The 23,576-nt window shown below is 71.9% G+C and carries 22 protein-coding genes; 6 read left to right on the top strand and 16 right to left on the bottom strand.

The annotated features are described in order from the left end of the window. Positions 1-80 precede the first annotated feature (80 nt). The 3 genes from ACWCSU_RS09140 to ACWCSU_RS09130 form a co-directional block, all read right to left on the bottom strand. The gene (locus ACWCSU_RS09140; protein ID WP_357701343.1) at positions 81-1,700 is read right to left on the bottom strand and encodes a solute symporter family protein; all 1,620 of its coding nucleotides are present in this window, start codon (positions 1,698-1,700) and stop codon (positions 81-83) included. 17 nt (positions 1,701-1,717) lie between these two features. Next, complete coding sequence (locus ACWCSU_RS09135; protein ID WP_357701062.1) at positions 1,718-2,047, bottom strand: DUF485 domain-containing protein; 330 nt, start codon at positions 2,045-2,047, stop codon at positions 1,718-1,720. Between the two features lie 165 nt (positions 2,048-2,212). Then, on the bottom strand, positions 2,213-3,391 hold the full coding sequence (locus ACWCSU_RS09130) for a trans-sulfuration enzyme family protein (RefSeq protein WP_449934619.1): 1,179 nt from the start codon (positions 3,389-3,391) through the stop codon (positions 2,213-2,215). An 11-nt stretch (positions 3,392-3,402) separates the two neighbouring features. On the opposite strand from ACWCSU_RS09130, the gene ACWCSU_RS09125 reads away from it, so the two are divergent. Beyond that, positions 3,403-4,395 carry a LacI family DNA-binding transcriptional regulator gene (locus tag ACWCSU_RS09125; RefSeq protein ID WP_449934618.1) on the top strand — a complete coding sequence of 331 codons (993 nt, stop codon included), beginning with the start codon at positions 3,403-3,405 and terminating at the stop codon, positions 4,393-4,395. A gap of 73 nt (positions 4,396-4,468) precedes the next feature. Continuing rightward, positions 4,469-5,809: a hypothetical protein gene (locus ACWCSU_RS09120; protein ID WP_449934617.1), complete on the top strand. Its 1,341-nt coding sequence runs from the start codon at positions 4,469-4,471 to the stop codon at positions 5,807-5,809. Between the two features lie 66 nt (positions 5,810-5,875). Here the strand turns inward: ACWCSU_RS09120 and ACWCSU_RS09115 are convergent, their stop codons facing one another. From ACWCSU_RS09115 to ACWCSU_RS09090, 6 genes are all read right to left on the bottom strand, one after another. After that, positions 5,876-7,363: a sodium/solute symporter gene (locus tag ACWCSU_RS09115; protein WP_357701069.1), complete on the bottom strand. Its 1,488-nt coding sequence runs from the start codon at positions 7,361-7,363 to the stop codon at positions 5,876-5,878. A 19-nt stretch (positions 7,364-7,382) separates the two neighbouring features. Next, on the bottom strand, positions 7,383-7,829 hold the full coding sequence (locus ACWCSU_RS09110) for a hypothetical protein (protein ID WP_357701071.1): 447 nt from the start codon (positions 7,827-7,829) through the stop codon (positions 7,383-7,385). Next, positions 7,826-8,575 (bottom strand): LytR/AlgR family response regulator transcription factor, encoded by a 750-nt coding sequence (locus ACWCSU_RS09105; RefSeq protein WP_357701073.1) that lies wholly within the window; start codon positions 8,573-8,575, stop codon positions 7,826-7,828. The genes ACWCSU_RS09110 and ACWCSU_RS09105 overlap by 4 nt, the downstream gene beginning before the upstream one ends. Before the next feature lie 109 nt (positions 8,576-8,684). After that, complete coding sequence (locus ACWCSU_RS09100; protein WP_357701074.1) at positions 8,685-9,863, bottom strand: sensor histidine kinase; 1,179 nt, start codon at positions 9,861-9,863, stop codon at positions 8,685-8,687. Between the two features lie 69 nt (positions 9,864-9,932). Then, complete coding sequence (locus ACWCSU_RS09095) at positions 9,933-10,349, bottom strand: HIT family protein (protein WP_357701076.1); 417 nt, start codon at positions 10,347-10,349, stop codon at positions 9,933-9,935. Next, positions 10,346-11,053: a DUF1838 family protein gene (locus tag ACWCSU_RS09090; RefSeq protein ID WP_449934615.1), complete on the bottom strand. Its 708-nt coding sequence runs from the start codon at positions 11,051-11,053 to the stop codon at positions 10,346-10,348. The genes ACWCSU_RS09095 and ACWCSU_RS09090 overlap by 4 nt, the downstream gene beginning before the upstream one ends. Positions 11,054-11,105: 52 nt before the next feature. Here ACWCSU_RS09090 and ACWCSU_RS09085 point away from each other — a divergent pair, with 52 nt between their 5' ends. Both ACWCSU_RS09085 and ACWCSU_RS09080 read left to right on the top strand, forming a co-directional pair. Beyond that, positions 11,106-12,662 (top strand): MFS transporter, encoded by a 1,557-nt coding sequence (locus tag ACWCSU_RS09085; protein WP_397036974.1) that lies wholly within the window; start codon positions 11,106-11,108, stop codon positions 12,660-12,662. A 5-nt stretch (positions 12,663-12,667) separates the two neighbouring features. Beyond that, complete coding sequence (locus ACWCSU_RS09080) at positions 12,668-13,252, top strand: TetR/AcrR family transcriptional regulator (protein ID WP_397036972.1); 585 nt, start codon at positions 12,668-12,670, stop codon at positions 13,250-13,252. On the opposite strand, the gene ACWCSU_RS09075 is transcribed toward ACWCSU_RS09080, so the two are convergent. From ACWCSU_RS09075 to ACWCSU_RS09055, 5 genes are read right to left on the bottom strand one after another with little or no spacing between them, the layout of a single operon-like run. After that, entirely contained in the window at positions 13,239-13,685 is a 447-nt protein-coding gene (locus ACWCSU_RS09075; RefSeq protein WP_449934612.1) for a protease inhibitor I42 family protein, read from the bottom strand. The two genes, ACWCSU_RS09080 and ACWCSU_RS09075, sit on opposite strands and share 14 nt — an antisense overlap. Then, on the bottom strand, positions 13,682-14,638 hold the full coding sequence (locus tag ACWCSU_RS09070; protein WP_449934610.1) for a YihY/virulence factor BrkB family protein: 957 nt from the start codon (positions 14,636-14,638) through the stop codon (positions 13,682-13,684). Before ACWCSU_RS09070 ends, ACWCSU_RS09075 begins: the two co-directional genes overlap by 4 nt. Positions 14,639-14,640: 2 nt before the next feature. Further along, entirely contained in the window at positions 14,641-15,276 is a 636-nt protein-coding gene (locus ACWCSU_RS09065) for a DUF3618 domain-containing protein (RefSeq protein WP_357701088.1), read from the bottom strand. Continuing rightward, positions 15,273-15,653 carry a phage holin family protein gene (locus ACWCSU_RS09060; RefSeq protein WP_357701090.1) on the bottom strand — a complete coding sequence of 127 codons (381 nt, stop codon included), beginning with the start codon at positions 15,651-15,653 and terminating at the stop codon, positions 15,273-15,275. Before ACWCSU_RS09060 ends, ACWCSU_RS09065 begins: the two co-directional genes overlap by 4 nt. 51 nt (positions 15,654-15,704) lie before the next feature. Then, complete coding sequence (locus ACWCSU_RS09055; RefSeq protein WP_357701092.1) at positions 15,705-15,869, bottom strand: hypothetical protein; 165 nt, start codon at positions 15,867-15,869, stop codon at positions 15,705-15,707. Positions 15,870-15,948: 79 nt separating this feature from the next. Between ACWCSU_RS09055 and ACWCSU_RS09050 the strand changes: the two genes are divergently transcribed. Together ACWCSU_RS09050 and ACWCSU_RS09045 are read left to right on the top strand one after the other, a co-directional pair. Then, positions 15,949-18,849: an SNF2-related protein gene (locus ACWCSU_RS09050; protein WP_449934607.1), complete on the top strand. Its 2,901-nt coding sequence runs from the start codon at positions 15,949-15,951 to the stop codon at positions 18,847-18,849. 2 nt (positions 18,850-18,851) lie between these two features. After that, positions 18,852-19,697 carry an SWIM zinc finger family protein gene (locus ACWCSU_RS09045; RefSeq protein ID WP_449934605.1) on the top strand — a complete coding sequence of 282 codons (846 nt, stop codon included), beginning with the start codon at positions 18,852-18,854 and terminating at the stop codon, positions 19,695-19,697. Position 19,698: 1 nt separating this feature from the next. Here the strand turns inward: ACWCSU_RS09045 and ACWCSU_RS09040 are convergent, their stop codons facing one another. Then, on the bottom strand, positions 19,699-20,637 hold the full coding sequence (locus ACWCSU_RS09040) for a diacylglycerol/lipid kinase family protein (RefSeq protein ID WP_357701098.1): 939 nt from the start codon (positions 20,635-20,637) through the stop codon (positions 19,699-19,701). A gap of 79 nt (positions 20,638-20,716) precedes the next feature. After that, positions 20,717-23,467 carry an immune inhibitor A domain-containing protein gene (locus ACWCSU_RS09035; protein ID WP_449934603.1) on the bottom strand — a complete coding sequence of 917 codons (2,751 nt, stop codon included), beginning with the start codon at positions 23,465-23,467 and terminating at the stop codon, positions 20,717-20,719. Positions 23,468-23,576: the final 109 nt, after the last annotated feature.

Genomic DNA, 23,576 nt, shown 5'->3' with positions numbered 1-23,576 from the left:
CCGCGCGCCTCCCCCTGCCGTACGCACGTGAACGGGGCCCGGCCGGTGACAGGCCGGGCCCCGTTCACGCGGGGGGTGGGTCAGTGCTCGGTGGCCTTCTCGGCGCCCACGCCGGTCAGCGAGCGCACCTCGATCTCGGCGTACTTGGCGGCGTTGTACTCCTTGCTGAGGATCGTCCCCAGCCAGCCGAACAGGAAGCCGAGCGGGATCGAGACGATGCCCGGGTTGCTCAGCGGGAACCAGTGGAAGTCCACGCCGTGGATCAGCGCGGTCACCGCGCCGCCCGCGGGCGGCGGCGGGGCCGAGACCACCGGCGAGAAGATCACCAGGATCAGCGCCGAGCCGAGGCCGCCGTAGATGGCCGCGACCGCGCCCGCCGTGTTGAACCGCTTCCAGAACAGGCTGTAGAGGATCGCCGGCAGGTTGCCCGAGGCCGCGATGGCGAAGGCCAGGGCGACCAGGAACGCCACGTTCTGGCCCTGGGCCAGGATGCCGAGGCCGATCGCGATGGCGCCGATGACCAGGGCCGAGACGCGGGCCACGACGACCTCCTGCCGCTCGCTGGCGCCGCCGCGCTTGAAGACGTGCGCGTACAGGTCGTGGGCGAAGCTGGAGGAGGAGGCCAGGGTCAGGCCCGCGACGACGGCCAGGATCGTGGCGAAGGCGACGGCGCCGATGAGCGCGAGCAGGATCGTGCCGCCGACGTCGCCGAACATCTGCGCGCCGATCCGTTCAGCGAGCAGCGGGGCGGCGGTGTTGGCCGCCTTGTCGGCCTTGAGGATGTCGGTCTTGCCGACGATCGCCGCCGCGCCGAAGCCGAGCACCAGCGTCAGCAGGTAGAACACGCCGATGATGCCGATGCCCCACAGGACGGACTTGCGGGCGTCCTTGGCGGTCGGGACGGTGTAGAAGCGGATGAGGATGTGCGGCAGACCAGCCGTGCCGAGCACCAGCGCGAGGCCGAGGCTGATCAGGTCGATCTTGCCCGCCAGGCCCTGGGCTTCGGTGCCGTACTTCAGGCCCGGGATGAGGAAGTTGCCCGGGTTGGCCTTCGGGCCGCTGGTGGCGGCGGCCTCGCCGAGCAGGGACGAGAGGTTGAAGCCGTACTTGCCCAGCACCATCAGCGTCACCAGCGCGGCGCCGGTCATCAACAGCACGGCCTTGACGATCTGGACCCAGGTCGTGCCCTTCATGCCGCCGAAGACCACGTAGACGATCATCAGGGCGCCCACGCCGATGATCGTCCAGACCTTGCCGGCCTCGCTGGTGATGCCGAGCAGCAGGCCGACCAGCGCGCCCGCGCCGACCATCTGGGCCAGCAGGTAGAAGATGCTGACCACGATCGTGGACACGCCCGCCGCCGTGCGCACCGGACGCGGGCTCATCCGGAAGGCCAGCACGTCGGCCATGGTGAACTTGCCGGAGTTCCGCATCAGCTCGGCCACCAGCAGCAGCGCCACCAGCCAGGCGACCAGGAAGCCGATGGAGTAGAGGAACCCGTCGTAGCCGGAGACGGCGATGATGCCGGCGATGCCGAGGAAGGAGGCGGCCGACATGTAGTCGCCGCCGATCGCCAGGCCGTTCTGGACGCCACTGAAGGACCGGCCGCCGGCGTAGTAGTCGGCGGCCGTCTTGGTCTGGCGGCTGGCCCAGAACGTGATGGCCAGGGTGCCGGCGACGAAGGTGAGGAAGAGGATCATCCCCAGCGTCGTAGAGCTCACTGCGTCTTCTCCTCGACCTCGTGGCGGAGCTTGTCGGCGATCGGGTCGAGCTTCCTCTCGGCGTGCCGCGCGTACGCCCACGCGATGAGGAACGTCGAGACGAACTGCAACAACCCGAAGACCAGCCCGACGTTGATGTCGCCGAGCAACTTGATGCCCATGAAGTCACGGGCCCAGCCGGACAGCACCACGTACAGCAGGTACCACAGCAGGAAGGCCACCGTCATGGGGAAGGTCCAGCGGCGGAAACGCCGTTTCAACTCCTGGAACTCAGTGCTCTCCTGTACCTGTTCATAGACAGACGCGTCATGTTCTCTGGTCGTCACGAGACCTCCACTGTGATGCGGATCACGCCCAACGTAAGAGCGCAACCTACCCGTCGTGGAGAGCCGCGGGGGCGCTGTTCGGCGAGCCGCTCGCGTACCGCGATTAGTTGGGGATGGCCTGCGGTGAAAGGTCTGTTCAGCGCGATGAGCGGTCGGGTATTCCGTTCACCCCGATATCGGGCCGGCGTTGCCGGGCAGGGCGTCCAGAGCCTGGGCCAGGTCCTCGATCAGGGTCTGGGCGGGCTCCAGGCCGATCGACAGGCGGGCCAGGCCGACGGGGATGCCCATGGTGGCCCGTACGCTCTCCTCGATGGTGAGGGCGGGCGCGTTGACCAGGCTCTCGAAGCCACCCCAGGAAACACCAATCCTGAAATGTCGCAATTTATCGAGGAAAAGTGCGGCCTGTTGGCGATCGTCGGTGGCGAGTTCGATGCTGAACAGGCTGGAGAAGCCGGACATCTGGCGCAACGCGATCGCGTGGCCGGGATGGGAGGGCAGCCCCGGATGGTTCACCGCGCGTACGGCCGGATGCCCCTCCAGGAACGCCGCCACCGCGAGCCCCCGCTCCTGGTGGGCGGCCATCCGGACGGGCAGCGTGCGCAGCCCCTTGATCACCTTGGCCGCGTCGTGCGGCGACATGGCCGCGCCGTAGAGCTGGTACTCCGTCAGCGCCAGCGGCCGGATCAGCCGGGACGGCCCGACCACCACGCCGCCGACCAGGTCGCTGTGCCCGCCGACGTACTTCGACAGCGAGTGCACGACCAGGTCCACGCCGAGCGTCAGCGGCTTCTGGAACAGGGGGGTGGACCAGGTGTTGTCCATGACGGTGACGAGCCCGCGCCCGCGCGCCCAGTCGGTCACCCCCGCGATGTCCACGATCTCGTACGCCATGTAGGAGGGCGACTCGAAGTAGAGTAGGCGCGTGCTCGCCCTGATAGCGCTGTCACATCCCGCGAGGTCGTCGACGTGCGTATGCGTGACACCGAACTTCTCCAGGTAGCGCAGGAACTGCGTGGTCGGCCCGTACACCGCGCCGAGCACCAGCACGTGGTCACCGGCGGAGACCAGCGAGGAGATCGTCGCCGAGATGGCGCCCATCCCCGAGCCGAAGCACTTGGCCCGCTCACCGCGTTCCAGCGCGGCCAGCTTGCGCTGCGCCACGTCGACGGTCGGGTTGGTGCCGCGGCCGTAGACGTACCGCTCGTCCTCGTCGCGGATCGCGGCTCCCAGTTCGGCCGCCGTGGCGAAGGTGAACAACGAGTTCTCGAACACCGGCGGGTTCACCGCGCCCAGCGTCCACGGCTCGTCCTCGCCCATCCGGCCGCAGATCCATTCATCCTCCATGGGGGGAGACTATGACAAACCGGAAACCCACCATGGCGGACGTCGCCCGGCACGCGGGCGTCAGCCTGAAGACCGTGTCCCGCGTGGTCAACCAGGAGCCGCACGTCCGGGCGTCGCTCCAGCAGCGCGTGCACGACGCGATCAGCACGCTCGGCTTCCGCCGCAACGAGGCCGCCGCCCGGCTGGCCCGCGGCGCGACCATGCTGACGCTCGGCCTGGTCATGGAGAACATCTCCAACGAGTTCTACGCCCGTCTCGCCGCCGCGGTGGAGGCCGCGGCGGCCGAGCAGGAGGCGCTGGTGGTGTTCGGTTCGTACGAGGAGCGGCCGGACAAGGAGCGCATGCTGATCGAGTCGATGCACGCGCGGGGCGTGGACGCGCTGATCGTCGTGCCGTCGCCGGCCGACCACGCGTGGCTGGCCGAGCACGGCGGCCCGCGCACGGTCTTCGTCGACCGCGTCCCGCGCGGCCTCGACCACGCCGACGTCGTCATGCTGGACGACGAGCGCGGCGGCCGGACCGCGACCGCGCACCTGCTCGCCCACGGGCACCGCCGCATCGCGCTGATCTCCGACGACGACGGGCTGAGCTCGGTGCACGACCGGGCCCGCGGCTACCGGGCGGCGCTCGGCGCGGCGGGGGTGGCGGCCGACGAGGCGCTGGTGGTGCGGGGGGTGTTCGATCCGGGGCGGGTGTCGTACGAGGTGGGGCGGCTGCTCGGCCTGCCCGACCCGCCGACGGCGTTCTTCGCGACGAACAACCGGGCGGCGATCGGCGTCCTGCAGGCGTTGCGGGGGCGTCCCGAGCGGCCGGCGTACGTGGGGTTCGACGACTTCGCGCTGGCGGACCTGTTCAGCCCCGGCGTGACGGTGGTGCGTTACGACATCGGCCGCCTGGCGCGCGGGGCGGTGGAGCTGCTGCTGGATCCCGTACGCGAGCCGCGCCGGATCAGGGTGCCCGTCGAGCTGGTCGCCCGGGGGTCCGGGGAGCTCCCGCCTCCCTGACCTTCTGGTCAAACCTCCCCCAAGTCCCCACATGTCGGGGCCTGAGGGGATACGCGAGGGGTAATCGCAGGTCATGTCCGAGAGCAGCCCGCACCGCGATGACCGTACGCCCGAGGAGCGGGCGCTCGGCTCCGACGCCTCCGCGCCCGCCTGCCCGAGCCCCGACGGGCGGCTGCCGCGGGCGCGCGACACCTCGACGGGGCCGGGCGCTCCCGACGTCCGCCTGGAGATCTCCGAGGTACGGGTGGAGGAGCTCGACGTCGAGGGCGAGGACCTGCACGCGCGGCTCGGCGGCACCCGGGCGCGAGCGACGCTCCGGATACGGCTGGACGACGTGGCCCACCTCATCGACCGCCTCCTGGACGCCGACCCCCACCTCCTGGACCACCTCCCCGCTTCCCCGCCCCGCCACGCCCTGCGCACCGCGGGCACGTCCGCCCCGGGAACGCCCGCGTCGGCGGCCCATGAAGGCGGAGCGGCCATGGGCCGGGCACGAGAGCCCGGGACGGGCGTCGACCGGGCACGCGAGACCGGGGCACGCGAGGGCGGGACGCTGCGGGACTGGCCGAGAGGCGGAGCCCCCTCCTGGCGACCGGGCCGCAAGCACGCGGGCGACCTGGGAGCGGCCACCGGCCGGACCGTCCACCACCCGCCCCCGGTCGAGGAGCCCCTGCACACCGTCCCCGGACACGAGGTGCTCGACGTCGAAACCCACGCGGGCACGGACGCCAGACCCATGACCGAACAGGCCACCCGGCACGGCGACGTCCCCCGCCCGACGCCTCCCACGAGACCGTACTTCGCCCCCGACGAGGGAACCACCCCGGACGATCCCTCCGACACCACCCCGCACGACCCTGCCGGCACCACGCAGTACGGCACGCGCGCTCAGCGTCCCGGCCGGACCGCCCGGCCGTCTCCCACGGACGGCCTCTCCCGCCGGCCTCAGCCCTCCGCCCAGGACCCGGGCCCCGGTCGCTCCAAGACCCCGCCCACCGACGTCGGCCCGCGTCCGGGCCTGGACCCTCCACCGCCTGAGCCGCCCCACCCGAGCCTCGCCCACCGGATACCGGCCCAACCCGGCCCTCCCCCACACGCACCACCCCATCACGACCGGACACCGCAAGGTTCGGCCCAACCACGCCCCGGCCGCGCCCCGACCCCACCCGGCCCCGCCCTCTACCGCCCCGGCCTGGACCCGCCGCCACAGAGCGGCCGGCCCCACGACCAGGCCCGGCTTCCTCGGCACGCGCGAAGCACCCGCGAGGCCCCGGCCGGACACGACCGCGCAACCGAATCCGCCACCAAGGCCGGGGCCGGAAGCGGGGCTGGGACCGTGGCGGAGAACGAGGGTGCGAGTGGGGACAGGGTGGCGTCGGAGCGGTTGGGAGGCGTCGCCGCAGGCTGGTCGTGAGCCGAGGAGGCGCACCGGCTCGCGTCCCAGAGCACCGGGAAGGCTCGGAAGGCCGTCCCCCACGGGTCAGGGGGAGCGGGGGTGCCAGTCGCCGCGGTCCAGGTCCAGGTTCTCCGGGGTGTGGAGGCGGACCATCGTGCGGGCCACCCCCGGCGGTACGCGGTGCGGCGTCAGGAACGACACCGACACCATCACCGTGAACGCGATCGGCACCGTCCAGGCCGCCGGCTGGGCCAGCAGCGCCCCCGGCAGCCCCTCGTACGGCCCGCCGGTGATCGTGACGAGCACGGCCGCGCACGCCAGCCCGCCCCCCACGAACAGTCCCGCCAGCGCCCCGGTCGTGGTGAGCCGCCGCCACCAGATGCCCAGCACCAGCAGCGGGCAGAACGACGAGGCGGCCACCGCGAACGCCAGCCCCACGACGTCCGCGACCGGCAGCGCCCGCGCCCACAGCGCCAGCGCCAGCGGCACCGCGACCGCCATGAGCGTGGCGATCCTGAACGAGCGCACCCCGCCCTTCAGCAGGTCCTGCGCGATCACACCGGCGACGGACACGGTCAGCCCGGACGAGGTGGACAGGAAGGCCGCGAACGCCCCCGCCGTCACCAGCGCGGTCAGCAGGTCGCCGAGCGTGCCGCCGATCATGCGGCTGGGCAGCGTGAGCACGACGGCGTCGGTACGCACGAGGTCGGGGGCGTAGAGGCGGCCGAGCCAGCCGTACAGGGCGGGCAGCAGGTAGAACGCGCCGAGCAGGGTCAGCACGACCAGCGTCGTCCGGCGCGCGGCCCGTCCGTCGGGGTTGGTGTAGAAGCGCACGAGCACGTGCGGCAGGCCCATCGTGCCGAGGAACGTGGCCAGGATCAGCGAGTACGTCGAGTAGAGCCCGTACTCCTTGGCCCCGGCCAGCGGCATCTGCCAGGTGACCGCGTCCTGGACGCTGAGGGCGGGCGCGCCGTCGCCCTTCCAGGCCAGCAGCAGGAACACCAGCGGCACGGCCAGCGCGGTCAGCTTGAGCCAGTACTGGAACGCCTGCACGAACGTGATCGACCGCATGCCGCCGGACAGCACGTTCACCGCCACCACGCCGGCGACCAGCAGCCCGCCGGCCCACACCGGCGCGCCGGTGATCGTGCGCAGCACCAGCCCGGCGCTCTGGAACTGCGGCATCAGGTACAGCCACCCGATCAGGACGACGAGCACGCTGGCCGTCCTGCGCACGGTCATCGACTCCAGCCTGGCCTCGGCGAAGTCGGGCAGCGTGTACGCTCCCGAGCGCCGCAGCGGCGCCGACACCAGCACCAGGAGCACCAGATAGCCGCCGGTCCACCCGACGGGCAGCCACAACATGTCCACGCCGTAGGACAGGATCAGCCCGGCGACGCCGAGGAAGGAGGCCGCCGACAGGTACTCGCCGCCGATGGCCGAGGCGTTCCACAGGGGGCTGACGGTCCGGGAGGCGACGTAGAAGTCGGAGGTGGTGCGGGAGAACCTGATGCCGTACGCGCCGATGAGCACGGCCGCGGCCATCACGACGACCACCGCGGCGAGGCTCACGACGGGCCCTCAGCGCCGGTCACCGGCGTTCCACCAGCTCGGCGAAGTGGCGTTCGTTGCGCTCGGCCTGGCGGACGTACAGCCAGGCGCCGATGACGAAGGCGGGGTAGATGAGCCCGGCCAGCACCGCCCACGGCAGGGAGACGCCGAGGACGTCCACCTCGCGCAGCTCGGGGATGAGCAGGAACAGCAGCGGCAGGCCGCCGACCACGCAGGCCAGCACGGTGCAGACGAACAGGGCGAGCCGGAACTGGGTGCGCAGCAGGGAGCGCATGTAGACCTCGCCGAGGCGGGTCTGCTCGTCGATCTCCCTGGTGGCCGGGTAGCGGGGGCGGCGGGCGGCGGCGCGCGGGCTGGTGACGCTGACCCGGCGCGGCGTCTCGGACCGGCGGAAGGCGTCCATGCGGCGGGCGGCGTCGGTGCGCGGCGCCCCGGCGGGGCGCCCCGGACGGGGGTCGGAGGTCATTCCGTCCTGCCCTTCCTGGCCCGGCGGACCAGCAGGTCGCGCAGCTCGCGGGTGTGCCGCCGGCTCACCGGCAGCTCGGTGTCGCCCACCCGGACACTGCACCGGCCCGAGTCGATGTGCAGCTCCTCGATGTGCCTGACGGCGACCAGATGACTGCGGTGCACCCGGACGAACCCGGCCGGCGCCCAGCGTTCCTCCAGCGTGGCGAGCGGGATGCGGACGAGGTGGCTGCCGGTCGCGGTGTGCAGCCGCGCGTAGTCGCCCTGGGCCTCCACGTAGAGGACGTCCGCGCTGGAGACGAACCTGGTCACACCGCCCAGCTCGACGGGGATCGTGTCGGTCTCACCGGTCTCGGCGGGCACGTCGGCCGAGACCGCCACGCGCCTGATGGCCTCGGCCAGCCGTTCCGGACGTACGGGTTTGAGCAGGTAGTCCTCGGCCTTGATCTCGAAGGCGTCCACCGCGTGCTCCTCGTACGCGGTGACGAACACGACCCGCGGCGGGTTGGCGAACTGCGACAGCAGCCGTCCGAGCACGACGCCGTCCAGGCCGCGCATGCGGATGTCGAGGAAGACGGCGTCGATCGGGCGGCCCTCGGCGATGCCCCGGTCCAGCAGGCGCAGCGCGGCCGCCCCGTCGCGCGCCGTCATCACCTCGCCGATGCGGGCGTCGGCGCGGAGCAGGTAGGACAGGTCCTCAAGTGCGGGTAGCTCGTCGTCCACCGCCAGGACGCGCAGCCCGGTCACACGTGACTCCTCACACCTCGAATGCATTAGACAGTGATGAAACCGGCACCAAACGTCAAGGCCGTCACGGCAGGGTCACAGGTGGGGGCAGGTGTGTGTGAGGGGCGGGTCAGCGGGCCGAGACGCCGGGGTGGTACTTCGGCAGGCGCACGTTGACCTTCGTGCCCGCGCCCGGTCCGGTCTCGACGACCAGGCCGTACTCGTCGCCGTAGACCTGGCGCAGCCGTTCGTCCACGTTGGCCAGGCCGACGCCGCCGGTGGGGGCGATCTCGCCGGCCAGGATGCGGCGCAGCCGTTCGGGGTCCATGCCGAGCCCGTCGTCCTCGACGCTGATGCGGCACTCGGCGCCGGCGTCCTCGGCGATGATCGTGATGCGGCCGACGCCGTTGCGGCTCTCCAGGCCGTGCCGTACGGCGTTCTCGACGAGCGGCTGCAGGCACAGGAACGGCACCGCGACCGGCAGCACCTCGGGCGCGATGCGCAGGGTGACCTGCAACTGGTCGCCGAACCTGGCGTGCTCAAGGGTGAGGTAGCGCTCAATCGAGTGCAGCTCCTCGGCCAGCGTGGTGAACTCGCCGTGCCGCCGGAAGGAGTAGCGGGTGAAGTCGGCGAACTCCAGCAGCAGCTCGCGGGCGCGTTCGGGGTCCGTACGGACGAAGGAGGCGATCGTGGTGAGCGAGTTGTAGATGAAGTGCGGCGAGATCTGCGCGCGCAGGGCCCGGACCTCGGCCTCCATGAGCAGCGTGCGCGAGCGGTCGAGCTCGGCCAGTTCGAGCTGCGAGTTCACCCAGCCGGCCACCTCCTGCGCGGCCCTGACCAGCCCGGCCGAGGCGTTCTGCCCGTAGGCGGCCAGCGCGCCGACGAGCCGGTCGTCGGTGGTGAGCGGCACGACGACGGCGTGCCGGATCGGGCATTCGAGCAGCTCGCAGTCGATGGTGAGCACCTGGGTACGGCCGTCCTCCAGGGTGGCGGCGGCGTGCTCGAACGCCTGGGCGGCGTGGTGGTCGCCGGCGCCGTCGTAGACGAGCAGGCGCTCCCGGTCCGTGATCGCGAGCGCGGCCGAGCCGAGGAGCGCGCGCAGGTGGCGGGAGGCACGCTCGGCGCCCTCGGCGGTCAGCCCGGCCCGCAGCGGCGGGCCGGCCATGGAGGCGGTGTGCAGGGTCTCGAACGTGGCCCGCTCGGCCGGGCTCGTGCCCAGCTCGCGACGGCCCCGCATGACGCGCCAGAGCACGATCGCGGGCACGCCCACGAGCACGGCCACGACGGCGACGCCGACCAGGTACTCCACGCGCCCCGAGCCTAGCGCCCCCGCCTCCCGGCCCTCACTCCCCCACCGGCCCGCACTCCCCCACGGCGCTCATTCCGCCGCCGTCAGCGCCTTGGCGACGGCCGCCGCGTACGACTCGGCCTCCTGCGCGGACTCGTACGTGGTGCGCGGCCAGAAGAAGCCGCGCAGGCCGTCCTTGCGGTTGCGCGGCACGACGTGCACATGCAGGTGGGGCACGCTCTGGCTGACCCGGTTGTTCATCGCCACGAACGTGCCGGCCGCCTCCAGCCCCTCCTCCACGGCCCTGGCCACGGCCTGGACGCGCGCGAAGAACGGCCCCACGTCGGCGAGGTCGGCCAGCGTCTCGACGTGGACCCGGGGCACGACGAGCACGTGCCCCTTGAAGACCGGCCGGGTGTCGAGGAAGGAGACGGCCACCTCGTCGGCGCTCACCACGTACGCGGGACGCTCACCCGCGACGATCTCGCAGAACAGGTCGGTGCTCACCGGCCGACCTTATCGGCGAAGGCCGTCCAGCTCGTCATGTTGGGCGCCGTCCACTCGGTGGGGGCGTGCAGGAAGTGCTCGCCGACGCGGTCGCGCAGGCGCTGGGGCACGTCGGTGACCTTGGCGCCCCTGCAGTGGTAGACCAGCCCGCCCGGACGCTCTCCCATGGCCATCCAGGGCAGCCAGGGCGAGACCCGGCACCAGGAGAAGACCGCCGGCACGTCGGGCATCCCGGACTCGACGTCGGCGGCGGAGGCGAAGAACTGGAACAGCTCCAGCGCCCGGTACATGTCCCGAGCCGAGTTATCCGGATATTTCGCGACAGGCAGCGGTGAAGGGTAAGAAAGGCGGATATCGGCGTTGAAGACCACCTGCTCCCCCAACCGCGTCACCGGCACCGGATACGCCCCGAGCCGCTGGTTGACCGGGTCGTTGAAGACGTGCATCACCTCCACGGACCGCCCGGTGAGCGGGTTGTCCCACACGTCGAGCGGTTCTCTGGTCCTCGGGTCGAGGTAGAGCGCCGCCTCCCTGGTCAGCAACTCCCAGCCGCCGTCCGCCGGACGCGCCCGCGCCACGTTCAGCCCCTCGAAGCCGAACAGGTGGTGGGGGCCGTCGTCGTCCTGCCAGCCGTAGACGTCGCCGGTCCAATACGAGATCGTCTCGGCGCCGTCGGCCGAGGCACGCACCCGGATGAAGTCCATGATCCGGAGCTTACCCCTTGTTTCGCGACAGCATGTTGCTATGTTTAGGGACATGGTGTCGCTAAATGAGCGGACCCGGCAGAGCTGGCTCCCGCTGTTCGTGCTCGGCGTCGGGATGTCGATGATCATCATCGACGCGACGATCGTGAACGTCGCCGTCCCCGCGATCATGGGCGATCTGGGGCTGTCGGCCACGGACGTCGAATGGGTGAACTCGATCTACTCGCTGGCCTTCGCCGCCCTGCTCATCCCCCTCGGCCGGACCGGCGACGTGCACGGCAGGCGCCGGATGTTCGCCGCCGGGCTGGTGGTGTTCCTGGCCGCGAGCATGCTGGCCGCCTCCGCGCCGACCGGCGCGCTGCTCATCGCCGCCCGGGTCGTCCAGGGAGTCGGGGCGTCCATGGTCGTCCCGATGACGCTGGCGATCATCAACTCCCTCTACACGGGCTCGCGCCGGACGATCGCCTTCGCCGTCTGGGGCTCGATCATCGGCGGCATGGCCGCGCTCGGCCCGCTGCTCGGCGGCTGGGTGGTGACCGACTTCGGCTGGCGGTGGGCGTTCTGGGTGAACCTGCCGATCGGCCTGCTCGTGCTGCTCGGCGCGGCAAAGGTGCCCGAGTCGAAGGACCCGGCGGCGGGCGGCTCGGACGTCCCCGGCGTGCTGCTGTCGGTGATCGGCCCGGCCGCGCTGGTGTTCGGGCTGATCGAGGGCCAGCGCTACGGCTGGTTCACGCCGACCGGCGAGGCCACCCTGTTCGGGTGGACCTGGCCGCTCGGCGGCGTCTCGCCGATCCCGTTCGCCTTCGCGCTCGCGGTGCTCGCGCTGGTGGCGCTGCTGCTGGTCGAGCGCGCGCGGGCGCGGGCCGGCCGCCCGGTCGTGCTGGACCTGTCCCTGTTCTCCATCCCCTCCTTCAGGTACGGCGGCGCCGCCGCGATGATCATCACGCTCGGCGAGTTCGGCCTGATCCTGGTGCTGCCGCTGTTCCTCCAGGCGGCCATGGGGTTCACCCCGTTCACCACCGGCCTGATCATCGCCTCGCTGGCCGGGGGCACGTTCCTGGCGGGCGGCGTCGTCCCCCGGCTCAACCTGGCGCCCAGGCTGATCGTGCGGCTGGGGCTCGTGCTGGAGGCCGCCGGCGCGATCGCCATCGGCCTGGCCGTCTCCCCCTCGCTCGGCCCGTGGACGCTGGTCCCCTGGCTCGTCCTGTACGGAGTCGGCGTCGGCTTCGCCTCGGCCCAGCTCCCGAACGTGATGCTCGCCGACGTCCCCGCCCGCCGCTCGGGGGTGGCCTCCGGGCTCCAGAGCACGATCCGCCAACTGGGCGCCGCCGTCGGCATCGCGGTGCTGGGCGCCGTCCTGGTCACCGGCCTGGACGCGGCGATGGCCGAACGCCTGCCGGACAAGCCCGCCCTCGGGCACGCCGTACGGGAGAGCGGCGGCGCGGCCATCGCGGCGATCAGGGAGCCCGCCGACCACGCCGCCGCGGTCGCGGCGGGCGCGGACGCCACCCGCCGGGTCACGATCGTGACCGGCATCGTGCTGTTCGGCGGCGTCGGGGCGACGTTCCTGCTGCCCGATACTGGGAGGAGACGACGCGAGGAGGAGTGAGCCCGGTGCCGAGGATCAGCGCGGCGACGGTGGCCGACCATCGGGCCAGCCAGCACGCGGCCCTGCTGGCGGCCGCCATGGAGATCCTGGTGGCCGAGGGCCCGGCCGGGCTCACCCCCGCGGCCGTGGGCGCGCGGGTCGGGCTGGCCCGCTCCAGCGTCTACCGCTACTTCTCCTCCACCGCCGACATCCTGTCCCAGCTCGTGGAGGACGCGATCCCCCGGTGGGCCGAACGGCTCGTCACGGCCACCCGCGACGGCGGCCTGGAGGAGCGGGTGCGCGCCTTCGGCACCGTGTCGCTGGCGTTCGTGACCAGCCCCGACTACGCGCTGCTGCGCGCGGTGGCCTCGGTCGACCTGCCCGGCGAGTGCCGGCACCGGCTCGACCAGCTGCACGAGACGATGATCGAGCCGCTGCGCGGCCTGCTCGCCGAGGCCGGGCAGCCGCATCCCGACCTGGTGGCGCACCTGGGGTGGAGCATCCTGGGCGAGGGCCAGCGCCGCCTGGCCGCGGGCGCCGACACCGACGCCGACGTGGTCACGACGACCACGCTCGACGTGCTGTGCCGCGCCGTGCTCAGCGCACGGTGATCTCGAAGACCGCCTCGCCCGACTGCCGCCTGCTCTCCTCGTCGGGCGGCGTCGAGCCCTGCCCGCAGCGCCAGCAGTCGCGCAGCGTGATCCGGGCGCTGCCGGGGCTCTTGGTGTTGAAGACGAAGTAGGCGGTGCCGCCGCTGCCGGGGCCCTTGCCGGCGCTCTTGCGCTCCTCGCTGATGTAGGAGGCCACCTTGGCGTCGGGCACCGCCACCAGCCGCCAGTTGTCGCCCACCGACGGGTTGTCCGGCACTGCCAGCGAGAACCGCTGCCCGGCGCGCAGCTCGGCGCGCACGGTGGTGCCCTTGGCGCCCTTGACCACCGTGCCGAAGTCGCTGACCGCCGAGCCGTCGCCGCAGCCGGCCACCAGGCCCGATGTCGACACCGACGTCAACAGGGCGATCGCGACGACGAACCTCCCACGCTTCACTCCGGCAGGCTATCCGCCTTCGGCGGGTCCCGGGGCTCCACGTACGGCTCCCGCTCGGCGGGCTCCCCCTCGGCGATCCGGCGTTCCCTGATCAGCTCGGCGTCCAGTTCGGCGCCCAGCAGCAGGGCCATGTTCGACAACCACAGCCAGATCAGGAACACCACGACACTGGCCAGCGTGCCGTAGGTCTTGCCGTAGGAGCCGAAGTTGGCCACGTACAGGGCGAAGCCGCCGGAGACGACGACCCAGAGCACCACGGCGAGCAGCCCGCCGGGGCTGATCCAGCGCACGCCCGGCTGGCGCACGTTCGGCGCGGCCCAGTAGAGGACCATGATCAGCCCGGCCGCGACGAGCGCGAGCACCGGCCATTTCACGATGTCCCAGGCGGTCACCAGCGCGCTGCCCAGGCCGAGCGCCCTGCCCAGGCCGAGCGCCCTGCCGACGGTCCTGGCCAGATCGCCGGTCAGCGCGACGGAGATCGCGCCGAGCGCCAGCAGCACGGTGGCCAGTACGGTGAGCCCGATCCGGAGCGGGGTCACCTTCCAGAACGGGCGTCCTTCGTCGATGTCGTAGATGGTGTTGCCGGCCCGGATGAAGGCGCCGATGTAGCCCGACGCCGACCAGAGCGCGACCAGCAGGCCGATGACCGCCACCAGGCCGGCCGAGGCCGCGTTCTGCTGGACCGACTGGACGCCCGACACGATCAGGGAACGCACCTCGTCGGGCGCCAGCACCACGAGGTTGCCGACCAGGCTGGCGGTGTCGCGCCGCCCGAGCAGCCCGAACACCGAAACCAGCACGATCAGCGCGGGGAAGATGGACAGGACGGCGTAGTAGGTGAGCGCTGCCGCGAGATCCTGGACCCCGTCGTTCCGGAACTCGACGACGGTCCTCCTGAGGACGCTCCACCAGGCCCTGCGCGGCAGTTCAGCGGGTCTTTCGGGGGAACGCACGCCTACTTCGTCCTGCTGCGCTTCCTGAGGCTCCGCACGATGATGGCGGTCACCGCCGCCGCCGCGGCCATCAGCAGCACAGGACGCTTCCTCGCCCCCGTGGCGGCGTCCTTGACCTGGTGGGGGGTGGCCTCGCGGACCTTGTCCGCGACCTCGCCGGCCTTGCCCTTGGCCACGCCGGTCACCTCCGCGGCCTTGCCCTTGGCCACGCCGGTCACCTCGGCGACCTTGCCCTTGGCCGTGCCCGCCGCCTCGGCGGCCCGGCCCTTGAGGTCGGCCTTGTGGGCCAGGGCACTCACCGTGTCGCCCAGTTCGTTCCTGGTTTCCTTGATGCTCTTTCGCACGTCGTCGTCCTCCTCGTCTTCGTCTTCGTCCTCCCCGCGTCCCCCGGTCAACGACTCCTCCTCGACCGCGCGGCTCTCCACCGCCTCGGTCCGGTCGTCGGGCACGGGGGTCTCGGGGATGAAGGTCTCGTGTTCCTGCCGGGCCAGCTCGGCGCGCCTGGCGTTCTCCGCCGCCCCGGGTCTCGTCGGGGGCACGTTGATCGACTCGCGCTCGGTCGGCGTGCCGACGGTCGCCCTGCGGGCGCCCACGTCACCGGCGTGCTGTTCGCTGTATCCGGGATCCGTCTCGCTCATCGGCGTGCCCTCTCCTTGACCATGTCGATATCGGCCTTGACGCTCGCGATGGTCTCCGCGGGGACCGGCGGCCCGGCCTGTTTCACCTGGTTCTTGCCGGTCAGGCCGAGCAGTGCGGCGGCGATGAGCAGGACCGCCCCCACGATCGCGGCGGCCGCCCACCCGGGCAGGACCAGGGCGAGGAGCAGGATGACGGCGGTCACCAGCGCGGCACCGCCGAAGAACGCGGCCATCCCGGCCGCGCCGAACAGCCCCGCGCCGAAGCCCGCGCGCTTGCCCTTCTCGGCCAGCTCCATCCTGGCCAGGCGCAGTTCGTCCTTGACGAGCCTGGAGACCTGGTCGGAGAGATCACTGACCAGCTTGTGGGTATCGTTCACGACGTCGCCTCCTCCGCTGCGGAAGGCGACTACCCAGCTGACCGCCGGTTATTACCTCTTGGCGGCCTTCAGCAGGAACCCCAGGACGGACACCACCGGCGACTTGGGCACGTCGCACCAGTTGTCAGGCTGCTTCGGCCTGCTCCACGGAGAGGGGAGCTCGCACGAGGGAGCCTGCGGCTCGGGCCGCTCACACCACGATCCGGGAGGATTCATACCTTCATGCTACAACTTCGGGTTCGGCTGGGCTAAGCCTCGGGATCGGCCGCCCGGCGGGCGGCGGTAATCTGCCGAGGTGCTGGTACACGGGGTTTGGGCGGGTGACGGGCTCGCCTTCTGGGGTGAGGATCCCGGTCGTGCCGGCGCCGCCGTGCCGCGTGGGGCGGGCGCGCGCCCCCATCCGTTCGCCGCGTCGCCGGGTGAGCTCGCCGGCGTGGCGGGGCTCGGGGTGGGCGGGCCGCCGTCCAGGGTGCTGGAGCTGCTGCTGCCGGGGTCGGCCAGGGGCCCGCTGCCCTCGCCGGAGACCGGGCTGCTGACGGAGGTGGTCCGGCCGCGGCTGCTGCCGTGGGAGGTGCCCGCGGTGGTCCTGCCGCCCGCCGAGGCCCTTCAGGCGCTGGAGGAGCATCCGGGCGAGGCCACCGCCACCGTGCGCCACTGGGCCGCCGTCGCCGCCCTCGCCCGCGACCTGGTACGCCGCGGCCGGGTCGTCCCCCAGCTCATTCCCGGGAGCCCCGAGGACGGCGGCGCGCTGGCCCTGTGGCGGCCCGTGCCGACCGGGGCCGACGCCGCCTACTTCCGCGACCTGGCGCTCGCCATGCCGCCCGCCTGCCGCACCTGGGCCGCCGAGCGCCCGGCCGCCGTCGTGCAGCTCCAGGCTCTGGAGGCGTTCACCGACGCGCTCGTCCGGCGGGCCGTGGCCGCTCCCCTGGTCGCCGGCCCGAGGACGCCGCGGGAGCGGTGGCTGGCCGCGCTGACCGGCGACCCGGCCTGCCCCGACGACCCCGCGCTGCGCGAGGAGCTGGACCGCTGGCGGGCGGCCGTCACGGCGGCCGAGGGCGCCACCCGCGTGTGCTTCCGCCTGCTCGAACCGGCCGAGGGCGACGACTGGCGGGTCGAGCTGGCGTTGCAGGCCGCCGACGACCCCAGTCTGTACGTCCCCGCCGCCCGCGTCTGGAGCGGCGAGAAGGGCCTGCCCGGCCGGCCGGAACGCGAGCTGCTGGCCGGGCTCGGCCGGGCCGTGCGGCTCTACCCGGAGCTGGACCGGGCCCTGCGCGTCCCGGAGCCGAGCGAGCTGGCCCTCGACACGGCGGGCGCGTTCGGCTTCCTGCGTCAGGCCGCGCCGCTGCTCCAGGCGGCCGGGTTCGGGGTGCAGCTGCCGCGCTGGGCGGGCCGTACGCGGCTCGGGCTCAAGCTCACCACCAGGACCAAACCGCAGACGGCGGCCGTCAGCCAGGGCTTCGGGCTGCGCGAGCTGGTCGACTTCCGCGTCGACCTGGCCGTGGGCGAGGAGACGATCAGCGAGGTGGAGCTGGCCGAGCTGGCCAGGCTCAAGGTGCCGCTGGTCCGGGTCCGCGGCCAATGGGTGGAGCTGGACGACCGGCAGCTCAAGGCGGCGCTGCGGGCCGTGGAGGGGGTGCGCGCGGGCGAGGCGGCGGCGGCCGACCTGCTTCGTCACATCGTCCAGGGCGACGACGAGCTGCCGCTGCTGGAGGTCGACGCCGACGGGGTGCTCGGCGACCTGCTGTCCGGCCAGGCCGAACGACGGCTCGTCCCGCTCGCGACCCCGCCGGGCCTCGACGCGGTGCTGCGGCCCTACCAGGAGCGCGGGCTGGCGTGGTTGAGCTTCCTGTCGGAGCTGGGCCTCGGCGGGGTGCTCGCCGACGACATGGGGCTGGGCAAGACGGTCACCACGCTGGCGCTGCTCGTCCACGAGCGGGCCGCCACGCCCACGCTGCTGGTCTGCCCGATGTCGCTGGTGGGCAACTGGCAGCGGGAGGCGGCCAGGTTCGCCCCCGGGCTGCGGGTCTACGTCCACCACGGCGCCGGCCGGGACGCCGCCCGGATCGCCGGGGCCGACCTGGTGATCACCACGTACGGCACCGCCCACCGTGACCTGGAGACCCTGCGCGGGCACGAGTGGCGCCGGGTGGTGTGCGACGAGGCCCAGGCGATCAAGAACAGCGGCACCCTCCAGGCCCGCGCCGTACGCTCGATCCCCACCGGCACCCGGCTGGCCCTGACCGGCACGCCGGTCGAGAACCACCTCGCCGAGCTCTGGTCGATCATGGAGTTCGCCAACCCGGGCCTGCTCGGGCCGCGTTCCCGCTTCCGCACCCGCTTCCAGGAGCCCATCGAGGCCCACCAGGACGAGCAGGCCGCCGAGGCGCTGAAGCGGGCGACCGGCCCGTTCATCCTGCGCCGTCTCAAGACCGACCGGTCCGTCATCTCCGACCTGCCGGAGAAGATGGAGGTCAAGGAGTGGTGCCCGCTCACCCCCGAGCAGGCCACGCTCTACCAGGCCGTCGTCGACGACATGCTGGCCAGGATCGACGACAGCGAGGGCATCGAGCGGCGCGGCCTGGTGCTGTCGGCCATGGCCCGGCTCAAACAGGTCTGCAACCATCCGGCCCACCTGCTCAAGGACGGCTCCCGCCTGGCCGGCCGGTCGGGCAAGCTGGCCCGGCTGGAGCAGCTGGCCGAGGAGATCCTGGCCGAGGGCGAGAAGGCGCTGCTGTTCACGCAGTACGCCGAGTTCGGCACCATGCTCCAGCCCTACCTCGCCCAGCGGCTCGGCCGCCCGGTCCTGTGGCTGCACGGCGGCCTGCCGAAGAAGACCAGGGACCGGCTGGTCGACCGGTTCCAGCACGACCCCGAGCCGATGTTGTTCCTGCTGTCGCTCAAGGCGGCCGGCGTCGGGCTCAACCTGACGGCCGCCGGCCACGTGATCCACGTCGACCGCTGGTGGAACCCGGCCGTCGAGGACCAGGCCACCGACCGCGCCTACCGCATCGGCCAGCGCAGGAACGTCCAGGTGCGCAAGCTCATCTGCGCCGGCACCCTCGAAGAGCGCGTCGACCAGATGATCGAGCGCAAGAAGGCCCTGGCCGAGCGGGTGGTCGGCACCGGCGAGGAGTGGCTGACCGACCTGTCCACCGACGAGCTGCGCGAGGCGTTCCGCCTCACGGGAGGGGCCTGACCATGCCCAACCGGCCCAACCGGCCCAACCGGCCCAACCGGCCCAACCGGCCCGACCGGCCCGACCGGCCCGACTGGCCCGACTGGTACGACGGCGGCGGGCCCGTCGAGGTCGAGGGCGGCCTGCGGGCCCGCTCGCGGCGCGGCAGCATCGGCTCGGCCTGGTGGTCCAGGCGTTTCGTGGACATCCTGGAACGCGTCTGCGACAAGGGCCGGCTCGGCCGGGGCCGCGCCTACGCCCGCAAGGGCCAGGTGCTCTCGATCGACCTGTCCGCAGGGCTGGTACGGGCCTCCGTCCAGGGGTCGCGGCCCGCGCCGTACGACGTCGTGGTGCGCATCGACGCCTACGGCGAGGACGTGTGGACGCGGCTGGAGGAGGCCGTCGCGGCGCAGGCCGTCCACCGGGCCAGGCTGCTGGCCGGGGAGATGCCGGTGGAGATCGAGGAGCTGTTCGCCGCGCAGGGCGTCGACCTGTTCCCGCGCGACCTGGACATGGAGTGCTCGTGCCCCGACTGGGGGTTCCCGTGCAAGCACCTGTCGGCCGTGCTCTACCTGCTGGCCGAGTCGTTCGACGACGACCCGTTCCTGGTGCTGGCCTGGCGTGGGCGCACCCGCGAGCAGCTGCTCGGCTCGCTGGCCGACGACCCGCCCGCGCCCGATCCGCTGGAGGTGTCCGACGTGCCGTTCGCCGACCGGCTGGCCGACTTCTACGCGCCCGGCGCCACCGCGCACCGCCCCGAACGCCGCCCGGCCGCGGACGCGCCCGACCTGCTGCCGCGGGTCTTCCCGCCGCCCGCCGGCCTGGCGGACGCGCTCATCCCCCTCTACCGGTCGCTGGGCGGCGGCTGAGTCAGTTGTCCTCGAAGGAGTCGGGCACCATCACGCGCACGCCGTTGGGCACCACGCGCAGCGTGATCGGGGTGCGCAGGCGCACCTCGCCGTCGACGTCGGCGGCCATCGGCGGGTCGGTCTCCAGCAGCATCTCCCGGCCGACCACGAACGGGCCGCCCGCCAGGCTGCGCCAGCGGCCGGTGGTCGCCCGCAGCAGCGTCTCGCCGAGCAGGCGCAGCTTCTTGCCGGAGCCGAGCTGGTAGGCCACCAGCATGCCGTTGTCGATGCTGATGTCCTTGGCCACCTGCCAGCCGCCGTGGAATCGGCCGTTGGCGATGTTGAGCTGGTGGGTGAGCAGCTCGTGCCGCCGCCCCTCGACGGTGATGTACGCCCGGAAGGGCCGGTGCCCCGGCAGGACGGTGAGGGCGGTCATCGGGTAGGCCGGACGGCCCACGATGCGCTTGAGCCACGGCTTGACCCGGCCGGCCACCTCGACCGAGACGCCGAAGCTGGCCAGGTTGGCGAAGGGCCGGTCGCCGGCCATGCCGAGGTCGATGTCGGCGACCTTGCCGGTGGAGAACACCCTGATGGCCCCGGCCAGGTCGAGCGGCAGGCCGAGGCTCCTGGCGAAGTTGTTGGTGGTGCCGAGCGGCAACACGCCGAGCGCCACGTCGCGGTGGGCGACGTGGCGCACGGCCGAGGAGAGGGTGCCGTCGCCGCCGCCCACGATCAGCAGGTCGGGGTCGGTGGCGAGGGCGGTGTCGAGCAGGTCGCGCAGCCGCTTGGGATTGTAGACCGACAGCTCGGCCAGCGGCTCGAACCCCAGGTTGTGCAGCTGCTCGATGACCTCGAAGTAGTGGCGGCGGCCGCGGCGTGAGCGAGTGTTCACCACCACCGCCACCCGGCGATCCCGCCGGATCGCCTCAGTGTGCTCGATCTTGGTGCGCAGTTCGCTCATGGTCATCAATCGTAGGCGCTGGATCCGCCGTTCCGTGCTGGAACGAGGGGCCGCCGGGATGCGGCGGCCCCTCGTCGCCCTACTTCTTCGGCGGGACGACCTGGACGATGGCGCCCAGGTTGCCCGGCAGCGGGCTGATCAGCTTGAACTGCACGCCCAGCGCCTTGCCCTCGTCGCCCGGGTTGCCGGTGCCGGCCACGTGGCCGTCGCCGAGGTCGGTCCCATACAGCTCGGTGGCGGGGGTGCCGTCCACGTGCACCACGCGGGTGCTGTACGGCTGGTCGCCCTTGCTCGGCACCACCGTGGAGGCGTCGAAGTCACGGTAGTAGAGCGAGCCGTTCTGCAGCTCGAAGCCCGGAACCCAGGTCTTCGCGTCGGTGAAGTTCGGCACGCCCTTGAGCGCGGGGATGGTGGAGCAGTACTCGCTGAACGGCTCGTCCGGCGCCTCCAGGCACTCCTTCAGCGGGTAGGTGTTGTTGAAGGAGAAGGCCGCGTTGGAGGACTGCGTACGGCCTTCCAGGTTCTTGTGCCTGCTCGGGTCCTTCTGGGCGGCGGTGCCGTTGCGGCGCAGCGGGTCGTAGTGCGAGTCCACGACCAGCAGGCTGCCCTTGGAGCCGATGCTCGGCGGCAGGGTCAGGTTGTTGACCACCGAGTTGTTGGTGAAGGTCGAGTCGCGGTACCAGACCAGCAGGCCGGGCGCGTTGTACTTGACCTTCTCCACCTTCCACGCCCCGTCGCGGGAGTAGTTGGTGTCGTAGGCGTACTGCAGGCCCTTGTCGAAGCCGTCGAAGTTGCGCCACTCGGCGAGGTAGAAGCGGGCGATCTCGCGGGAGCCGTTGTTGACGGTCCAGCCCTGGCCGCTGGTGTTGGTGAACGTGCCGCCGGTGGCCTTCCAGCCGTTGTCGCCGTTCTCGACGTCGTCGCTCCAGACGGTGGTGCCGCCGTTGGTGAGCGAGAAGTCGTCGGCGTGCCAGCCGCGCGGTTCGAAGGCGGCGTCGGTGTTGTAGGCCAGACGCAGCTTGACGGACTGGCCGGCGTACGGCGTCAGGTCGACGTAGTCGTGCCGCCACTGGCCGCCGGTGTCACCGGTGAGCCCGTACTTCTTGTTGCCGAACGTCTTGAGGTTCTTGTTCGGGTCCGGGTAGCCGTCGGGCGTGGTGACCTCGTTGCCGGCCTCGTCGCGCACCTTGAGCTGGCTCCACGTCTGGCCGCCGTCGGTCGAGACCTCCACGAAGCCGAAGTCCCAGTCCTGCTCGATCTCGTAGTTGTTCCACATCCAGAACCGCACGTCGGAGCCGGCGGGCACCGGGACCTCGCGGGTCAGGGTCTGGTTGGCCCAGTCCTGGTCCAGGTTGGACCACCAGGCCTTCGTGCCGCTGTGCGGGTCGATCATCTTCAGCGGGGTGGAGGCCAGGTTCACCCGGACGCCGTCCTCGGTGAGCTTGGGTGTGCGCGAGGACTGTCCGACCGTGACGATCCTGGAGGCGTCACCCGGGTTGAACGTCTTCGGGTTGGCCCAGCCGAGCACCCACTTGTCCCACAGGCCCATGTGCGTGGGCATGGACTGGAAGATGGGGCCGGAGTGGGAGCCGCTGGACATCAGGTCCCAGAAGTCCACCGCGGAGCTGGCCTGGCCGCTGGTGTCGTACAGGTCGGGCAGGCCGAGGTCGTGGCCGTACTCGTGGGCGAAGACGCCGACGCCGGAGTCCTCGGGCTGCACGATGTAGTTGGAGATCTTCTTGTCGCTGCCCGGGATCTTGTAGCCGCCCGCGACCGCGCTGGAGTGCGCCCAGATGGCGTAGGTGCCCTCGGCGCCGCCGTCGGAGGACTTGTCCTTGCCGGCGTGCACCATGACCAGGTGGTCGATGACGCCGTCGGGCTCGTCGAAGTTGCCGTCACCGTCGGAGTCGGCCACGTCCTCGACGTCGTAGTCGGCCCACGGGAAGTTCGGCTGCGCCTTGGCGAGGGCGTCGACCGTGTCGATGGCGAGCTGGCCCGCGCCGGTCGGGTTACTGGGGTGACCCGACATGTCCTGCGGCTGGCCGCCACAGGCCGCGGCGCCGTAGTACGCCTCGGAGTGCGGGGCCTTGATCCAGCCGACGGCCGAGCCGGTGACGGAGTAGGCGCCCTTGGACAGCTCCTCGTACATCTTCTTCATCGTGTAGCCGGAGATGTCGATGCCGGGCTTGCCGTCGCGGGGGTCCTTGAGGTCCTTGCGCACGCGCTCGGTGATGCCCTTGTCGCTGTAGAGCATCTTGTTGAAGTGGTCGGTGCTGAAGTCCTTGAGCCAGAAGGAGTTGTTGTCCTTCTGCGGCAGCGTCGCGGGGTCGGGGATGTTGTTGTGCAGCGGGCCGTTCTTGAACGTGCCCGCCGGCTCGACCACGCAGTCGTCCGGCGCGCTGTCGGTCGTGCGCAGCCGGTTGAAGCCGGAGAAGTCGTCGTTCGCCTGGTCGTTGAACTCGACCAGCACGGTCAGGAGCTTGGCGGTCTTGACCTGCTTGGAGTTCTTGAAGATCCATTCGGCCGGGTTGCGGCCGGTCCTGATCGCCTGGTTCTCCCGGGCGGCCAGAACGCGGGCCGCGGCGGGGTTGCCGGTGACGAACTTCCTGTCGAACTTCTCCGCCGGTGAGAGCGAGCGGGCCTTGCCCTTGTTCAGCCCGGGTTCCTGCGGCTCCTTCTCGACCCGCGGAGGTGCGTAGTTGATGTAGTAGTCCGCCGCCGTGGGCTGGTAGTTGGCCACTGACGTGGCCTGGGCCGCGGGGACGGTCAGCGCGGCGCCGAGGAGGGCGACCGCCGGGAACGCGACTAACAGGCGCTTTGAGCTTGGCACCAGGTACCCTCTCTGCCCGGGGTCGCCGGGCGCATGGCCATAGGGTGTGCAATGCCGGACGCTAGAGGGTGGATAAACGGGTCGTAAAGTACGTTGTTGAAACGTGATC

Source organism: Nonomuraea sp. NPDC001699, from assembly GCF_053596455.1.
The sequence above is the reverse complement of the archived record's forward strand: the minus strand, read 5'-3'. Positions and strand labels throughout refer to the sequence as shown.